Source organism: Treponema ruminis (genome assembly GCF_014201975.1).
Lineage (GTDB): Bacteria > Spirochaetota > Spirochaetia > Treponematales > Treponemataceae > Treponema_D > Treponema_D ruminis.
Genome location: NZ_JACHFQ010000002.1, coordinates 345,248 through 359,988 on the forward strand (window position 1 = coordinate 345,248; position 14,741 = coordinate 359,988).

Genomic DNA, 14,741 nt, shown 5'->3' on the forward strand with positions numbered 1-14,741 from the left:
TCAAATTTTATACTTCATTTAAGATTATACCGTATGCGGATTAAAAAACAAGAGTTCTTTAAGATTTTTTTATGTTAGAGGATTCAAAAAACAGGCTTATTCCACGTCGCCCAAGCCGGCGCCGTTCTTTTTGGCTTTTTTGGCATCTTCGGCGGCCTTGCGTTCGGCTTCCTTCTGCTCGCTCTGCTTTTCAAGGTCACGGCCAAGCAGTCTGGCAGCCTTGATTGCAAGCTGATTTTTGTTTTTGGCAGTCAGGTCAGCCTTGTCGGCAAGCTCGTTGACGGCTTCGTTACAGTTTGAGTAGCGTCCTTTTGCCCAGATGTCGAGGCCTGTTCCGATTGTAGAAGTGTCCTTGTGCTTGAGGAATTCAAGTGCTATGTCGGCAAAGGCAGGATTTTCGTATTTTGCCATTTCCTTTCCGAGTGCGTAACGGAGCTGCTTCCGTTTGTCGTCCTTTACAGTCTCCTTGCAGAGCTCGACGATTTCATTGGCTCCCCGCCCCTCTTCAAGAAGGACTTTGGCAACCCTGGCCCTCTGAGGATCAGGAACTTTTTTTTCTGTAATCTGGGAAAGAAGATATTCATTTCCCTTTGAGGTGTTGAGTTTTGCAAGACAGTCGAGGCAGTCATTCTTTACGGCCTGAACCGGGTCATTTTTTGCCCGGTAAATCAGGTATTCGTCGGCTTCCTTGACGTCATTTTCCTTTATCGCGATGATTGATTCCTGGCGGACCTTGTAATGGCTGTCCTTCAGGCCCTGAATCAAGATTTCATTGGCTTCGCTGTTCTTAAAATGAGAGATTCCCTTGATTACATACTGGCGGAGGTTGGGATTGGTGTCCTCGAACAAGTCTGCAAGTATTTCCTGGGCCTCAGGCTTTTCCATGACACCGATTGCCTCGGCACTGTACATGCGAACAAAGGCATTTTCGTCGCTGTCCTGGGCATATTCAACAAGCTTGTCGTAAGTTTCAAGGGCATGAAGCTGGCCCAGCACGCGCACAAGGCTCTGTCGCTGGGCAACAGTCAAATCCTCGCGCTCAAGATATTCTGTGATGTAGACGGCTTCCCGGCTTCCACCGATTTTTCCCAGAGTCTCGATTGCACCGGTAAAGTATTCTTCGTTGTCGCTTTCAAGCAAAGTGCAGATTGCAGGAACGGCTTCCTTAGTCTTAGCCATCTGAAGGTATGAGAAACAGGCGTTTACAGTGGAATTTTTTTCGTCATAAGGATCGTTCAGAACCATGACGGCGTAGTCTTCAAGACAGGGATCTTCGATAGTCTTAAAGAAATTAAGGATTTTTTCGCGGATTGCGACGGATTTTGTGTCCTGAAAAAGATCGTAGACCTCGTTGACAAAGCGCACATCCTTTTTTTTGGTCATAGTGTCCAGAAGCTCGGAAATGTCCTCTTCAAGACCATACTTCAGGATATCAGCATTTTTTTCGTTGGCCTCAGGATCCGTGTTATTAAGCTCCTCGACTTTTGCAGAATCAGGAGATTTAGGTCGTTTTGAATTGGGTACATCGCTTACGCCTGCAAGACTTTCCTTTTTAACACGCGGCTCTTCTTCAATTGAAAAATCATCAGCCCCAGAAATCGCGTCAAAGTCTTCGGAAGATGAAATTACGGTCGTTTCCTCAATCGAAATTTCAGAGCTTTCAATCGAAATTTCCGGCTCTGGAATGGCCGGCTCAGAAGGAGCAATTTCAATCTGACCAAAGCCAGACTCCCCTTCCTGGGCAAAAGATGCTCCGGCGAGAAAAGTTATTGCTAAAAACAAGGTACTCTTTTTCATCACGACTCCAAAGCGCTAACCTTTAAGCTTCCAGGCATCCGAGTGATAGCGTTTCAGGAAATTCGTCCTGTATTCTTCAAAACGGTTTTCTGAAATTGCCAGGCGGATTTCCTTCATCATGCTGTGCAAAAAGTAAAGGTTGTGGTAACTTGCCAGCATGCTTCCCAAAATTTCCTGTGACTTAAAAAGATGGCGGAGATAGGCGCGCGAATAATTACGGCAGACCTTACAGTTGCACTCAGGGTCAACAGGTCCAAAATCGCGGGCAAACCTCTCTTGTTTTATCGGCAGATTTCCGTCGCGGGTGAAGTAGCTTCCGTTTCGGGCATTGCGGGTGGGAAGAACGCAGTCGAACATGTCGATTCCAGAATGAACGGCGTCCAGAATGTAGTCCGGAGTTCCGATTCCCATGACATATTTTGCCTTTTCTTTTGGAAGATAATTTACGGTAAAGTCCAGCATGCTTGCAAAAACTTCAGGAGGCTCACCAACGCTAAGACCTCCGATTGCGATTGCAGGCATGTTCATCTCAGTGACAAACTCTGCCGACTGGATTCTGAGATCCTCGAAGAAATTTCCCTGGACGATTGGCATGAGGATTCCCTTGTAGCCGGAGTCGCACTTACGGATCCATTCTTCTTTTGCCCGCTTGAGCCAGTTTTTGGTGATTTCAAGGGCGTGAATCGCTGATTTTTTATCCTCGCCCCAGCCGGTACAGACGTCAAGCTGCATCTGAATGTCGGAATTGAACTGAGCCTGGATGTCGACTACCCGCTCAGGCGTGAACATGTGGCGGCTTCCGTCGATGTTTGAAGAAAAAAGCGCGCCCTCTTCGGTGATTTTTCGCAATTTTGAAAGGGACCAGACCTGAAAACCGCCAGAGTCAGTGAGAAAATTCTTTTTCCAGCCGGAAAATCCGTGCAGACCGCCAGCCTCTTCGATAATATCCGGCCCCGGCCGCAGGTAAAGGTGATAAGTGTTGGCAAGGATAATTTCAAAACCGATTTCGTCCAAGTCATCTTTTGTGAGTGCCTTGACAGTGGCATTGGTTCCGACAGGCATGAAAACAGGAGTCTGAACATCCCCATGCGGAAGATGCAGAGTGCCGGTGCGGGCCTTGCCGTCAGTAGATTCGTGTTTGATTTCAAAAATATTGTCTATCATTTCAAAACGAGTATATCACAAAAAATTCGACAAATTCAATAAAGCGTTGTATTCTGAAAAGGACAATGACAAAAACAGGAGGCTTTTAATGTCAAAAACAGCAATTATCACAGGCGGATCTCGTGGTATCGGACAGGCAATGAGCGAAAAACTCGGCGAACTCGGATACAATGTAGTTATCAATTACAGAAGCGACTCTTCAAAGGCACTTTCTGAAAAAATCGCAGCTGATCTTGAAAGCAAATACAAAGTCGGAACACTTGTTGTCAAAGCAGATGTCAGCAAATACGAAGACTGCGAAAAGCTCGTAAAAGCAACCGTAGAAAAATTCGGTGATAACATCGATGTTCTCGTAAACAATGCAGGAATCACAAACAACAGCAACTGGATTGACATCACACACGAAGCTTATGAGCGTGTAATCGGAACAAATCTCATGAGCGCGCTTCACATGACACATCTGGTTCTTCCGCACATGATTAATCATTCCTCAAAGGATTCACAGTGCGTAATCGTAAATACATCTTCTGTAGGCGGCATGACAGGCGTAATCAATCAAGCAGATTACTGTGCTTCAAAATCAGGTCTCATTGGTTTGACCCGTGCCCTCGCCCTTGAATTTGCAGGCCGTGGAGTACGTGTAAATGCAATCGCACCAGGCATGATTATGACCGACATGCTCCGTGGAGTTAATCAGGACGAACTCAACGCGCTCGCCGCAACAATCCCGGAAGGCTACATCGGCGATGTTTCTGATATTGCAGGAGCTTTGGCATACATTCTCACAGCACCATATCTTACAGGACAAATAATCTCACCAAACGGCGGATTCGTACTCCAGTAAAAAAACTTTGCTCGCGCTAGGGTATGTAGCCCCGAAGTTGCCAGCTTGCTGGCAATGAGCGTGAGCAAAGGGCGGAACACCCGACCACCAAAGGTGGGAGCGCCCAATTTTTACGTTCTCGCATATCTCAAAACCACCGCCGCAATCACAACGAACATAAAGACCGGGAACCAGGCTCCCATGAAGGGGGAAATTGCGCCGAACTTTGCCAGCAGCATGGTAATCATCTGGGTAACGTAGAACAAGACGGCCGCACTGATGCAGGAAGCAAGGCTCATGAGCATTACGTTCTTGCGGGTCTTACCGCTCAGGCCAACTGACAGGAAGACGACTATGAAGAGAATGAATGGAAAGGAGAATTTCTTGTAATAAAGGCTCATCGGCTCGGCAAAAGGAAGACCGGCTTTCTGCAGATGCTCTATGTAGACTTTTGCCGTGGCAGAGTTTACTGTTTCAACACTTATTACGTTGTTCTGGAATGTTTCAGGCGGCTCAACCAGGCGGTCAAGCACGTCCGAAGAGAGCGAAACGGCCTTAATCGTGTCCTCAACATGAGTGTACTGAATTGCCCCGGACAAAACCCAGCGATCATCGCGCCAGACTGCTGAATCAGCGCGGATAACAGAGTTCAATGTCTTGTCTTCGTTCCGAATTATAATGTAAAGCGATGTAAGTCTTTTGGCCTCATCGTCGTAAAATTCAGCTTTATAGCAGATATTGCCGTTTTCACTCAGGATTACGATTTTATCATTGTTCAGAGTTTTGTTTTTGTTGAGGACTTCTTCCTGTTCGGCAGTTTTTTTGGCATAAGTGGGCACGACTACCTTGTCATCAAAGAAAAAGAGGGCAAAGCTCATTACAAAAGCAAAAATCAAAAGAGGGAAAGTGAATCGCGTAAGTGAAATTCCTGAAGCAAAAATCGCGATAAGCTCATTGCTAGCGTACAAGTCACTCAAAGTGTAGGAAACCGCAAAAAGAATTGCAATCGGTGTGGCGTACCAGAGGCATTTGGGCACATAAAGTCCCATAATCCTCATTACCTTCAGGCCCGGAACGCCATTTGAAATAAAATTCCACAGGTTCATCATCAAATCGACCAAAACGAGAACCATGGCGAAAAAAATCAGCGCGCCCACAAAGAGAGGAATTACTTTTCTAAAAAGGTACTCAATAATTTTCATTTTCTCAAAAGCCTCAGATAGAAAAGAATTCCGGCAACGCCAATCAAAAGGTTTGGCGCCCACATTGTGGTAATACCGTAAACACCTGTTCGTGAACTGAAAATCTGGCCGACGATGCTGACAGCCCAGTAGAAAACCGAAATAAAAAGACCGATAATCAATCCGATTGTCTGGCCGTTGTGCTTACCAAAAATCAGGGCCAGAGGCATGGCAAGAATAGCAAAGAAAATCGAACCGAAGGGCATTGAGAATTTTTTGGCCATTTCAAGATGGTAGCGGTTGCGCTTTTTCTCGGAAACATCGGCATCGCCCCTCATCTTGCGGATTTCTTTATAAAGGTCGTAACTGGTCATTTCACGCGGAGAAACGGCACGGTCATTTTCAAGGAAAGTTGATTCAAAAATATTAAGCTCGACATTTTCGCTCGTAAGAACGTCGTAGTCATTTTTTTTGTCGGGGTCGAACATGATTACACTTGCGTCATTCATAATCAATTTCATGAGGACGCCGGGGGCAGAAGCCTTTTTAATCTGGGATTTGTTGGCAACGATAATCCTCTGCCCGTCATCACCGTCAGTATCAAAGAAAATCAAATCGCTCACGTTCTCACCTGAGACTTCACCGATTACCAGAGTCTTGTCATTCGTTCTTTTGATTGAATTGGACTCCAGTTCGACGGCAGGATTTGAAGTGAGGATTGAACGGTAAAGCTTGTTGTAGTTAAGGGTTCCAAGAGGAAGAAGATAGTCGTTCACGAAAAAAGAACCGATTGAAATAATAACGCCCAGAATCAGTACAGGCTTTAAGATAACCCGGTAGCCCTGACCGCTCGCACGGAAAATCAAAATCTCGTTTTCGCTGGCAAGTCGTCCCAGACACATCAAAAATCCGACCAGGGTTGCAAAAGGCGCAGACTGGGCAATTACCATGGGAAGAGAATATGTGATAAGGCGCATTACGTCCATGACAGGAACACGTTTTTTGAGGATATTTTCGGCAACGAGCAGAATCTGATTGACGAAAAAGACCATGAAAAAGAAGATGAAGGCGATAAAAAAATAAAGGAAAAGCTCCTTCATGAGATAGCGGAAAAGAACATGCCTGTTGATTCCCGATTCTTCCTGAGTTAAGGTCGCAAAAAAATCAGCCTGCTTCTTTAACTTGAGTCTGGCAAAAAGTTTTGAAAGATTACGCGAGCAGGAATTGAGAAGATTGAATTCGCTGTATTTTAATAGAAGAAACTTGCCGAATTCCTCGAGGTTTTTCTTGGCCTGACTCCTGGCCCATGTGCGGCGGTAATAAATAACCGAAACCAAAATGCGCTTGATGGGATAAAAGGCAGAAGTCTTTTTAAATCGCTTGAGAAATTCCTTCTTTTTTTTTGCAATAAGCTGCCTGAGCTTCCAAATCGGGAATGCCATTACTTACCAGTTGAGCCGAATCCGCCTGAACCTCTTTCTGTCTCATCAAGGACTGAAACCTGCTCGAAATCAGCAATCGTAACCGGAGCAAGAACAATCTGTGCGATGCGCTCACCGTTTTTAACTTCAAAATCTTCGTTACCAAGGTTGATGAGGATGACTTTGACTTCGCCACGGTAATCAGAATCAATAGTGCCCGGTGTGTTGAGGACCGTGACACCATTTTTAGCAGCAAGACCGGAACGAGGGCGAACCTGAATCTCATATCCTTCCGGGATTGAAAAGAAAAGCCCGGTTGGAATCATTGCACGCTCGCCCTTTTTGATAATGACTGGTTCAGCAAGAAGGGCGCAGATGTCAGCACCTGCAGCCCCGGAAGTTTTATATTGAGGAATAATCGCTCCCTGAGAAGCGACGCATTTGACTGTTACTTTGTTCATTCTTCTATTATATAGGAGAACTCAAAACTTGTCATTATCGAATGAAGTTCCGCAATTTCGCCGCCACTGAAATCAGGCCACTTTTCAAGGTAGATTTTCTCATCCTTTTTAAGAGGAAGGATTTCAAGTTCAAGATTGGAAAAATCAATGGAAGCCTCAAGGAAACGCTTCAAGCCGATTTCCCAGGGATAGTTCTCGCCCAGATAGAAATTGTCGAGAATCAGTTTTCGCTCTCCGCCCTTTATTTCGTAAAGGCCGGCAGTATTTCCTGTGTAGGCTATTTTTACGAAAATATCCGAAAGATTTTTTGAAGGTTCTTTTTTGCGTAGGCTTTCGATACAGGCGCTCAAATCGATTTTGTAGGAAACTTTTCCATCTTCCGAAGATTTTTTCTCAAAAGGGATTTTTCCGCATGATTTTTCGCACTTTTCAAGAGGCTGGTATTTTGCAAAAAGAATCTGATCCAAATCGCTGGCGGCATTTTTGTTTTCAAGGCCAGATTTTTTGAAGGCGGCCAGCTCTTTTTTAAAATCAGGATAAACGAAAAGCTCTCCATTGCTTCTTGTTGAAATCACTATCCTGCCCTTTTCATCTTCAAGGGCGCTTGACTGGCCGTCTGTAATCACAAGCCTTCCATCGCTCATTTTCCAGGCATTCAAAGCGTCTTTTTTGCTGAGGACCAGGAATTTTTCATTTCCCCTTTCTGAAAAATCAAAGAAATCTGAACTGGCGGAGTCATTTTCCCGCTTGTAGAATACAGAGATTTCCTTATTTGCCCCGATTTTCGTAAATGGCGTTACCCTAGCGCTTTTGACCAGAGATTTTCCATAGCTCATGTTGAACGGGAAGAAGAAAAAGTCGCCGTTTTCAACATTGATTTTCGGGAAAAGGATTTTTGAGTCAGGAGACTTTAATTCCAAGTCCTTATGCTCAGCCATTTTCTGGTGGCGGACGTAATTATTGACGAAAATATAACCCCGCTTTTTGTCGCTTCGGAAAGAATAGCGGAGGGAAGTTAAATCATCCGGCTTTACTTCGCAGGGGATTTCCGCCGGCAATCCGCACAAATCGCTTCCCCACTCGGCAGCAAAATATGAAAAGAGCTTGAGCTCGCGCAGGGTGTCCGAAACCTGGCCGAATTCACGGATGGCCGCCCTGAAATCATAAGACTTAACCGGAAGGTCGTTGAGAAAGCCGGTTGCCCGGGATTCCTGCAAGGTTGTAAGCTTTCCTTCCGGATTCGTGCCGCCGGTGTACATGTAAAATCCGAGCAAATTTACCCCGCTTCCAAGTTTTGAGAGGGCGACGGCTGCAATATCCTTAGCAGTGGCAATAGTCCGCCTGTGGCTTGTAACCTGGAGTCCGCCGCCAAGTTCCGCCGTGAGGTAAGGGAATTTTTTCAAATCGAAGGTAATTCCGTAGGCAAAGCCGTGGTCGCTTCCGATATTGTGGTCGTTCCGCTCATGGGTGAAGGTATAGTTTCCGCTAGGCTCAATCTCAGTGACCCGCTGATCCCAGGGAGCATCGCAGTAGCCGCCCATTACAGGCAGCATTCCGCCGGTCCAGGCACCGCCCCAGCCAGTCGCTGTGTACAAAGCAACGTTAAAGCCACATTCTTTCGCGATTTTTTGTAGACGCTGCATGTGAGCTTCACCGCTTTCTTTTTCGTAAAGGCCGCCGCAATGTCCGTACTCATTTTCAATCTGAACACCGATAATTGGCTTTTCCCTGCTCGAATCGTCAGCAGGATTTGCGATAAAGCCTTTTACCTGCCAAAAAATCTCTGAATACCATTTTTTTACAAGGGCGAAGTATTTTTCGTCATTCGTGCGGGGCTCAAAATCTTTATGCAAAAGCCAGTCAGGGAAGCCGCCGTTTCTGACTTCACCATGAGACCAGGGACCGATTCTAAGCAGCATCTTCAAGCCGCACTCACTAACGCATTCCATAAAGGCAGACAGGTCCCGGTTGCCGCTCCAGTCGTAGTGTCCTTCAATTTCTTCATGATGAATCCAGATGACATAGGCACTGACGATTGTAACGCCGCCGGCCTTCATCTTTAAAAGCCGCTCTTTCCATTCAGTGCGGGGCACGCGGGAATAATGAATCTCCCCCATTATCGGGAAAATTCTCTCCCCCTCTTTCATAATGCTTATATTGTCAAAACTGTAAGACATAAAATCTCCATTTCTAATTCCTAATTGGTAACTATTCCTTAACAGCCGCGCCACCGAAGCTGGAAATCAATGTTTTCTGGCTCACAAGGAAGAAAATTACAAATGGAATTGATACAAGCAGCGAACCGGCCGCAAAAATCGTGAATTCGTTCTTTTTATCAGTGACAAATCCGAAAAGTCCCAGGGCAAGGGTCTGATTTTCCGGGCTTCGGAGAACCATTTTTGGGAAAATGAAGTCCATCCAGGGAGCCGTAAAGCTTGTGATTGCAAGGAAAGTGATAATCGGCTTTGCCACAGGCATTATAATCTGAGCGAATACGCGGAAGTGGCTTGCACCATCGATTCTTGCCGCCTCATCAAGACTTTTTGAAACCGTGTCCATGTAGTTCTTGACCAGCCAGGTGTTGTAGGGAATGTTTCCTGCCACATAGACAAGAACCAGGCCCCAGAGGGTATCAAGTCCGTTGATTCTAAGCAGGATTACATAAATCGCAATCATGCCGACGAAACTCGGGAAAATCTGAAGAATGAGAAGGGACATCAAAAATGACTTCTTGAACCTGAAGTTGAAGCGGGAAAAAACATAGGCCGAAAGTGAGGAAATCACGACCGTAGCCGCACTTGTTTCAGTGGCAATCAGCAGGGTGTTCAAAAACCATCTGCCGTAGGATTTTTTCGTGAACAAATCGACAAAGTGTTCAAGAGTAAATCCGTCTTTGAAGGGAATTATATTAAGGGCCGCGATTGAGTTCGTGGGGGCAAAGGCACCGCTCACGACATAAATCAGCGGATAGATTACGAAGAGTGAAATCAAAAAGAAAATCATGTAAATTACGGCTTTGTTCAAGCGGTTGACCAGCTGATCTTTTGTAATAGTTATCATAGAGAGCCTTCCTTGTATGCCTTAGTATTTTTGAAATTGAAAATCGCGAAAGGAGCAAGAACAATGAAAATCATGACCGCGATGACTGAAGCATAGTTGTACTTCATGAGGTTGACCGTAAGCTTGTAAATCCAGGTGACAAGAATATCCGTGCCGCCTGCGAGAGTTGTGGTTGAGTCCGAGACTGTCGGCGCTCCACCTGTGAGGAAGAAGATTGCCCCGAAATTGTTTACGTTGTGGGCAAAACTCATGATGATTAAAGGTAAAGTCTGATACAAAACGAGGGGAAGAGTAATTTTTGAGAAAATCTGTTTTTTGTTCGCACCGTCAATTCTGGCCGCTTCGTTCAAGTCCTCGCTGATTGCAGTCATTGTTCCCATCGAAAGGAGCATGAAATAACCGAAACCGGCCCAGAGGTTTATGACCACGCAGGTGAATTGGGCCATAGTTGCAGTACCCAGCCAGGGAATCGGCTGAGAAATGATTCCAAGAGCCATGAGGCTTCTGTTTACGATTCCGAAAGAACCGTTCAGAAGATTTTTCCAGACAAGCATCGAAACGACACCAGGAACCGCATATGGCAGAATGAAAATAAACCTGAAGACAGGAGCGATACGAACGTGAATTTCCTTAAGCTGAACCGCAACAATCAGGCCGCCAAAATAGCAGGTGAAGGTCGCGAGAACAGCCCAGACTAAAGTCCAGCCGGCAATCCTCAAGAAACCGACTGACCATGAATTCTGGCCTCCAAGCAGCTCAACGAAATTCTGGAAACCGACCCAGTCGACAGTGTTATTAGGAGGAATATGCGACGGGTCGGAGTAATTTGTAAAAGCAACTGCGATACTAAAAAGGAGAGGAACTACGACAAAGACTAAGACCATGACGAAAGCTGGCGCAAGTCCAAAAATCGGGAAAGATTTTCCCAGTGCATTGTCTAAGGATTCTTTTTGATTCTTAAGTCGGCCGGTCCTGCAATATTCAGCATAGCCGTTCTGGGCGCTTTTTACGCTCAGAATATATACAATGACGAAAATTGCAATGATGGCAATAATCAAAATACCGTCGATAAGCATGAAAATCGAATTGTCACGCATTTTAACAGGAAGCTCCGGGTGGGGACTTCCAAGAGTGACGAGCCCGATAATTTTCTTTACGACAAGAGGAAGGGAAACAAAGAAGAGGATTTCACAGAGGGCAAAGAAAGCTCCCTTAACATAATCCTTCAGAAAAAGAAGGTGCGAAAGTCCCATAAAGCAGCAGGCTGTCTTTGTTATTTTCTTCATGTCCGACTTATCTTTTTTAAGTTCCATAGACTCCTCTCAATTTTAATTCACAAAAGTAATGAAGCGGAAGAATTAGTTTCCGACCATTGCCTTGTTACATGCATCAAGTTCGGCTTTAACGTCAGCGCCGTCCCAAATGTTCTTTGATGCGCTGTTCATAGCTTCCCAGTACATTCCCATTTCAGGAACTGTAGGCATTGGGAAAGCATAGTCAAGCTGCTTGAGGAAGCCTTCTGCATAAGGGCTTGAAACTTTTGTATCGATACTTGGAAGGGCACCAGTGATTTCGAAGCGGAGTTTCTGCATTTCGTCGCTCATGAGGAAGGCAGCAAATTCGTTAGCCTCAGCAGGATGCTCTGAGTAAGCAGAAACGAACATAGCGCGTGTTCCGCTGAATGAAGCGGCTGGAGTTGAGTCACCAGGAAGGGCTGGAAGAGGAGCAACGCCGAATTCGATTCCTGCTTTTTCAAATGGAACGACATTCCAAAGGCCAGTGATGTGCATTGCGGCATTTCCGCTCTGAAAAGCACCGTCAACTGTTGCAGTATCGAGGTCAGATGAAGGAACTTTTACGACATCCTTCAAAGTCTGGAAGAATTTCATGCCTTCGATAGACTCGGCAGAGTTGATGTTTGAGTTCTTGCGGTCTGTACCGTCTTTTCCGAAGAGGCGGTTTCCATTTCGGGTTGTGAAGATGATTGTGTAGTAGCCTTCGCAGCACATAACGAAACCGTATTTTCCAGGATTCTTTGAGTTGAAGTCTGAAACCCAGGCTTTCAAGTCATCCCAGTTTTTCGGAACTTCATTATCTGAAATCAGTTTTTTGTTGTAGAAGAGGGCGTATGTTTCGGCAGAAACAGGATAGCCGTACATTGTGCCTTCGTAAGTAAGAGCCTGTGAACATGCGCCGAGAGCACGAGCCTTAATATCATCAGGATTTGCTGTCGGAAGAACATGGCCGCCTGCAACAAGGGCACCAAGTTTATCATGCGGAGCTACAAAAACGTCAGCACCTTTTCCAGCAGGACCGTCAAGGGCAATCTTACCTGTTGTATCTGTAAGCTCGACATTTTCATATTTGATTACTACATTTGGGTGTGTCTTAGTGAAAGCCTCACCTGCCTGTTTGATGAATTCATCAGGACCGTTAGTAGATTCCCAAACCGTCAAAGTGATTTTTTCATCAGCAGCCTTTTTTTTGTTGCAAGAAGAAAAACCAAACAAAGTTACAGCACAAAGTGCGACCATTCCGATTTTTGCGACTCTTTTCATGCAAAAATTCCTCCTTCTTTATTAATATGTTGACTCGCGCATCTGGAAAGAGCAATCAACATAGTTTACAAAATCATATTCCTTTTCACCCAGGATTTTTAGTGAAAGTTCAGCAGCAGTAGAACCAAGACTAAAGGCATCGACATGAAGAGCCGTTATGCCGGGCGAATGGGATTCGAGAAGCAGACTGTCGTGGAAGGAAGCGACTTTAACATCCTTTCCGACAGCAATCTTTTCTTTTTCAAGATATTCGAGAACCTGCATGCAGATTACGTCATCTGAGCAGAGGATCATATTCCAAGATTTGAGGGAAATTTCGTCCTCAATGTCAGCCGCTTCGGTACAGACCGCGTATTGAAGGGAATCAGAATCTTCCATTCCGCTCAAAAAGCCTGAAAGACGGTTATTATTGGCTTCAACATCAAGAGAACCGCAGACAAAAAGCACCTGGGAGTCTTTTTTAAGATTTTTTGTACAGATTCTCGTAAATTCAGCGCAGGATTCCTTCATTCGTGAGTCAACGTGAACGACATCACTTCCGGCACCAGAGCCGATTACGACAAAAGGAAGATGATGGCTTTTGAGCAGTTCCACAGTCTTATCATCATGACGCAGCTGTGTGAGGATTGCGGCGTCAACCTTGCCGTTTGAAAGCACCCTCTCCAGAATTCCGCTGTCCTTTTCCTGGGTCATGCTGACAAGAATACTATAACCGTCCTGGGAAGAGCGGCTTACAATCCCCGAAAGGCACTCATGGAAAAACAGCATTTGGGAAGCGCTGGCCTCAAAGGGCATGATGGCGACAATATTGAGGGTTTTCTGACCGGCAAGGGCTTTTGCAACAAGATTTGGCTTAAAGCCATGCTTTTTTGCGCAAGCCCTTACCTTTTCTTTTGTTTCGATGCTAATTCTACCGGAATCTGACAGGGCACGGGAAACCGTACTTTTCGAAAGCCCGAGTTCGAGAGCGATGTCTTCCATTGTAAAATTATTAGTGTGCAATCGGTTGCTCATACAAACATTGTGCAACCGATTGCACGAATTGTCAAGGAAAAAATTAAATTATGCGGGTAACTCCGTCGCCAGTCTCACACTGGAAGAAGCCGGCAGCATAGCCAATCTTGGCAGTATACTCTTTCTGGACGTTATCGATGAACTGCTTAACCTTGTCCTTGTGGACGAGTGCGATTGCACAGCCACCGAAACCTGCACCAGTCATGCGGGCACCAAGACAGCCTTCCTGCTTCTGAGAAGTTTCAGCCAGAGTGTCGAGCTCGATTCCAGTGACTTCGTAGTCTTCTTTGAGCGATTTGTGGGATTCGTTCAAAAGGGAGCCGAGTTTTTTAAGGTCACCTGCCCTGAGGGCAGTAACGGCATCGAGAACCCGTTGGTTTTCGTAAACGCAGTGCTTTGCCCTCTTCAAAAGGATTTCATCGCTTACAAAAGTTTTGACTTCTTCCCATTTTGAAGGAGTAAGCTCGCACAAAGCCTTAATTGAAAGGCCCTTGTCCTGCAAAATCTTCAAGGCAGCTTCGCACTGGCTCCGCCTTTCGTTGTATTTTGAGTCAGAAAGCTTTCTCACCTTGTTCGTGTTCATTACGACAAAGCGGTAGTCGCCAAGTTCCAGAGGCGCGTACTCGTATTCAAGTGTTGCACAGTCCAGCATTTCGGCGGTATTTTTTTTGCCTGTCGCGATGATGAACTGATCCATGATTCCGCAGTTTACGCCCATGAAATTGTGCTCGCTCATCTGCCCAAGCTTAGCGATTTCAACCCGGTCAATATTGAAGCCGAAAGTCTCGCTCACAGCCCAGGCAAAGCCGCACTCCAGGGCAGAGGAAGAAGAAATTCCTCCGCCTGCAGGAACATTGCTGACCATGAGAATCTCAAAGCCAGAGTCGAGCTTGTAGCCCTGAGCCTTAATCTGGCTCAAAATGCCGTTGAGGTAGTTTGCATAGTCATTTTTTTTGTCAAAGGCAAAATTGTCGTTTACGTCAAACTCGTAAGTTCCCGGAAAACGCACGTCGTTGTAGATGATTTTTGAATCCGCACGCTTACGAATCGCAACATAAAGATAGCGGTCGATGCTGGCAGGGAAAACCTTTCCGCCGTTGTAGTCAATGTGCTCACCGATGATGTTGATTCGTGCCGGTGAAGCGTATACGCGCACATCTTCAATTTTTCCGCCGTAAGTTTTAATGAATTCCCCCGGCAAATCCTTGGGGTCGTATTCTTTTGCGGTCAATCCCATTTTATTCTCCTATTCAAGAAGGGGG

12 protein-coding genes are annotated in these 14,741 nt (G+C 45.7%); 1 reads left to right on the forward strand and 11 read right to left on the reverse strand.

Going from position 1 to position 14,741, the window contains the following annotated elements; translation table 11 throughout:
- Positions 1–96: 96 nt before the first annotated feature.
- Positions 97–1,797 (reverse strand): HEAT repeat domain-containing protein, encoded by a 1,701-nt coding sequence (locus HNP76_RS03980; RefSeq protein WP_184657718.1) that lies wholly within the window; start codon positions 1,795–1,797, stop codon positions 97–99.
- A 15-nt stretch (positions 1,798–1,812) separates the two neighbouring features.
- Complete coding sequence (gene tgt / locus HNP76_RS03985) at positions 1,813–2,961, reverse strand: tRNA guanosine(34) transglycosylase Tgt (RefSeq protein WP_184657720.1); 1,149 nt, start codon at positions 2,959–2,961, stop codon at positions 1,813–1,815.
- 88 nt (positions 2,962–3,049) lie between these two features.
- Here tgt and HNP76_RS03990 point away from each other — a divergent pair, with 88 nt between their 5' ends.
- Positions 3,050–3,805, forward strand: a complete 756-nt coding sequence (locus HNP76_RS03990) for an SDR family NAD(P)-dependent oxidoreductase (protein WP_184657722.1) — start codon at positions 3,050–3,052, stop codon at positions 3,803–3,805.
- A 110-nt stretch (positions 3,806–3,915) separates the two neighbouring features.
- On the opposite strand, the gene HNP76_RS03995 is transcribed toward HNP76_RS03990, so the two are convergent.
- Genes HNP76_RS03995 through HNP76_RS04035 form a run of 9 tightly spaced genes read right to left on the reverse strand, consistent with a single transcriptional unit; the run spans position 3,916 to position 14,716 of the window.
- Positions 3,916–4,986 carry an LptF/LptG family permease gene (locus HNP76_RS03995; protein WP_184657724.1) on the reverse strand — a complete coding sequence of 357 codons (1,071 nt, stop codon included), beginning with the start codon at positions 4,984–4,986 and terminating at the stop codon, positions 3,916–3,918.
- Entirely contained in the window at positions 4,983–6,407 is a 1,425-nt protein-coding gene (locus HNP76_RS04000) for an LptF/LptG family permease (protein ID WP_246462711.1), read from the reverse strand. The genes HNP76_RS03995 and HNP76_RS04000 overlap by 4 nt, the downstream gene beginning before the upstream one ends.
- The gene (gene dut / locus HNP76_RS04005; protein WP_184657725.1) at positions 6,407–6,847 is read right to left on the reverse strand and encodes a dUTP diphosphatase; all 441 of its coding nucleotides are present in this window, start codon (positions 6,845–6,847) and stop codon (positions 6,407–6,409) included. Before dut ends, HNP76_RS04000 begins: the two co-directional genes overlap by 1 nt.
- On the reverse strand, positions 6,844–9,024 hold the full coding sequence (locus tag HNP76_RS04010) for a beta-galactosidase (RefSeq protein WP_184657727.1): 2,181 nt from the start codon (positions 9,022–9,024) through the stop codon (positions 6,844–6,846). Before HNP76_RS04010 ends, dut begins: the two co-directional genes overlap by 4 nt.
- Before the next feature lie 31 nt (positions 9,025–9,055).
- On the reverse strand, positions 9,056–9,907 hold the full coding sequence (locus HNP76_RS04015; RefSeq protein WP_184657729.1) for a sugar ABC transporter permease: 852 nt from the start codon (positions 9,905–9,907) through the stop codon (positions 9,056–9,058).
- A complete protein-coding gene (locus HNP76_RS04020; protein WP_184657731.1) occupies positions 9,904–11,220 on the reverse strand; it encodes a carbohydrate ABC transporter permease in 1,317 nt (438 codons plus the stop codon). The genes HNP76_RS04015 and HNP76_RS04020 overlap by 4 nt, the downstream gene beginning before the upstream one ends.
- Positions 11,221–11,265: 45 nt before the next feature.
- Positions 11,266–12,465, reverse strand: coding sequence for a sugar ABC transporter substrate-binding protein (locus HNP76_RS04025; protein ID WP_184657733.1), 1,200 nt, complete (start codon positions 12,463–12,465; stop codon positions 11,266–11,268).
- A 21-nt stretch (positions 12,466–12,486) separates the two neighbouring features.
- Positions 12,487–13,479, reverse strand: coding sequence for a LacI family DNA-binding transcriptional regulator (locus HNP76_RS04030; RefSeq protein ID WP_184657735.1), 993 nt, complete (start codon positions 13,477–13,479; stop codon positions 12,487–12,489).
- A 43-nt stretch (positions 13,480–13,522) separates the two neighbouring features.
- Positions 13,523–14,716 carry a galactokinase gene (locus HNP76_RS04035; protein WP_184657737.1) on the reverse strand — a complete coding sequence of 398 codons (1,194 nt, stop codon included), beginning with the start codon at positions 14,714–14,716 and terminating at the stop codon, positions 13,523–13,525.
- Positions 14,717–14,741: the final 25 nt, after the last annotated feature.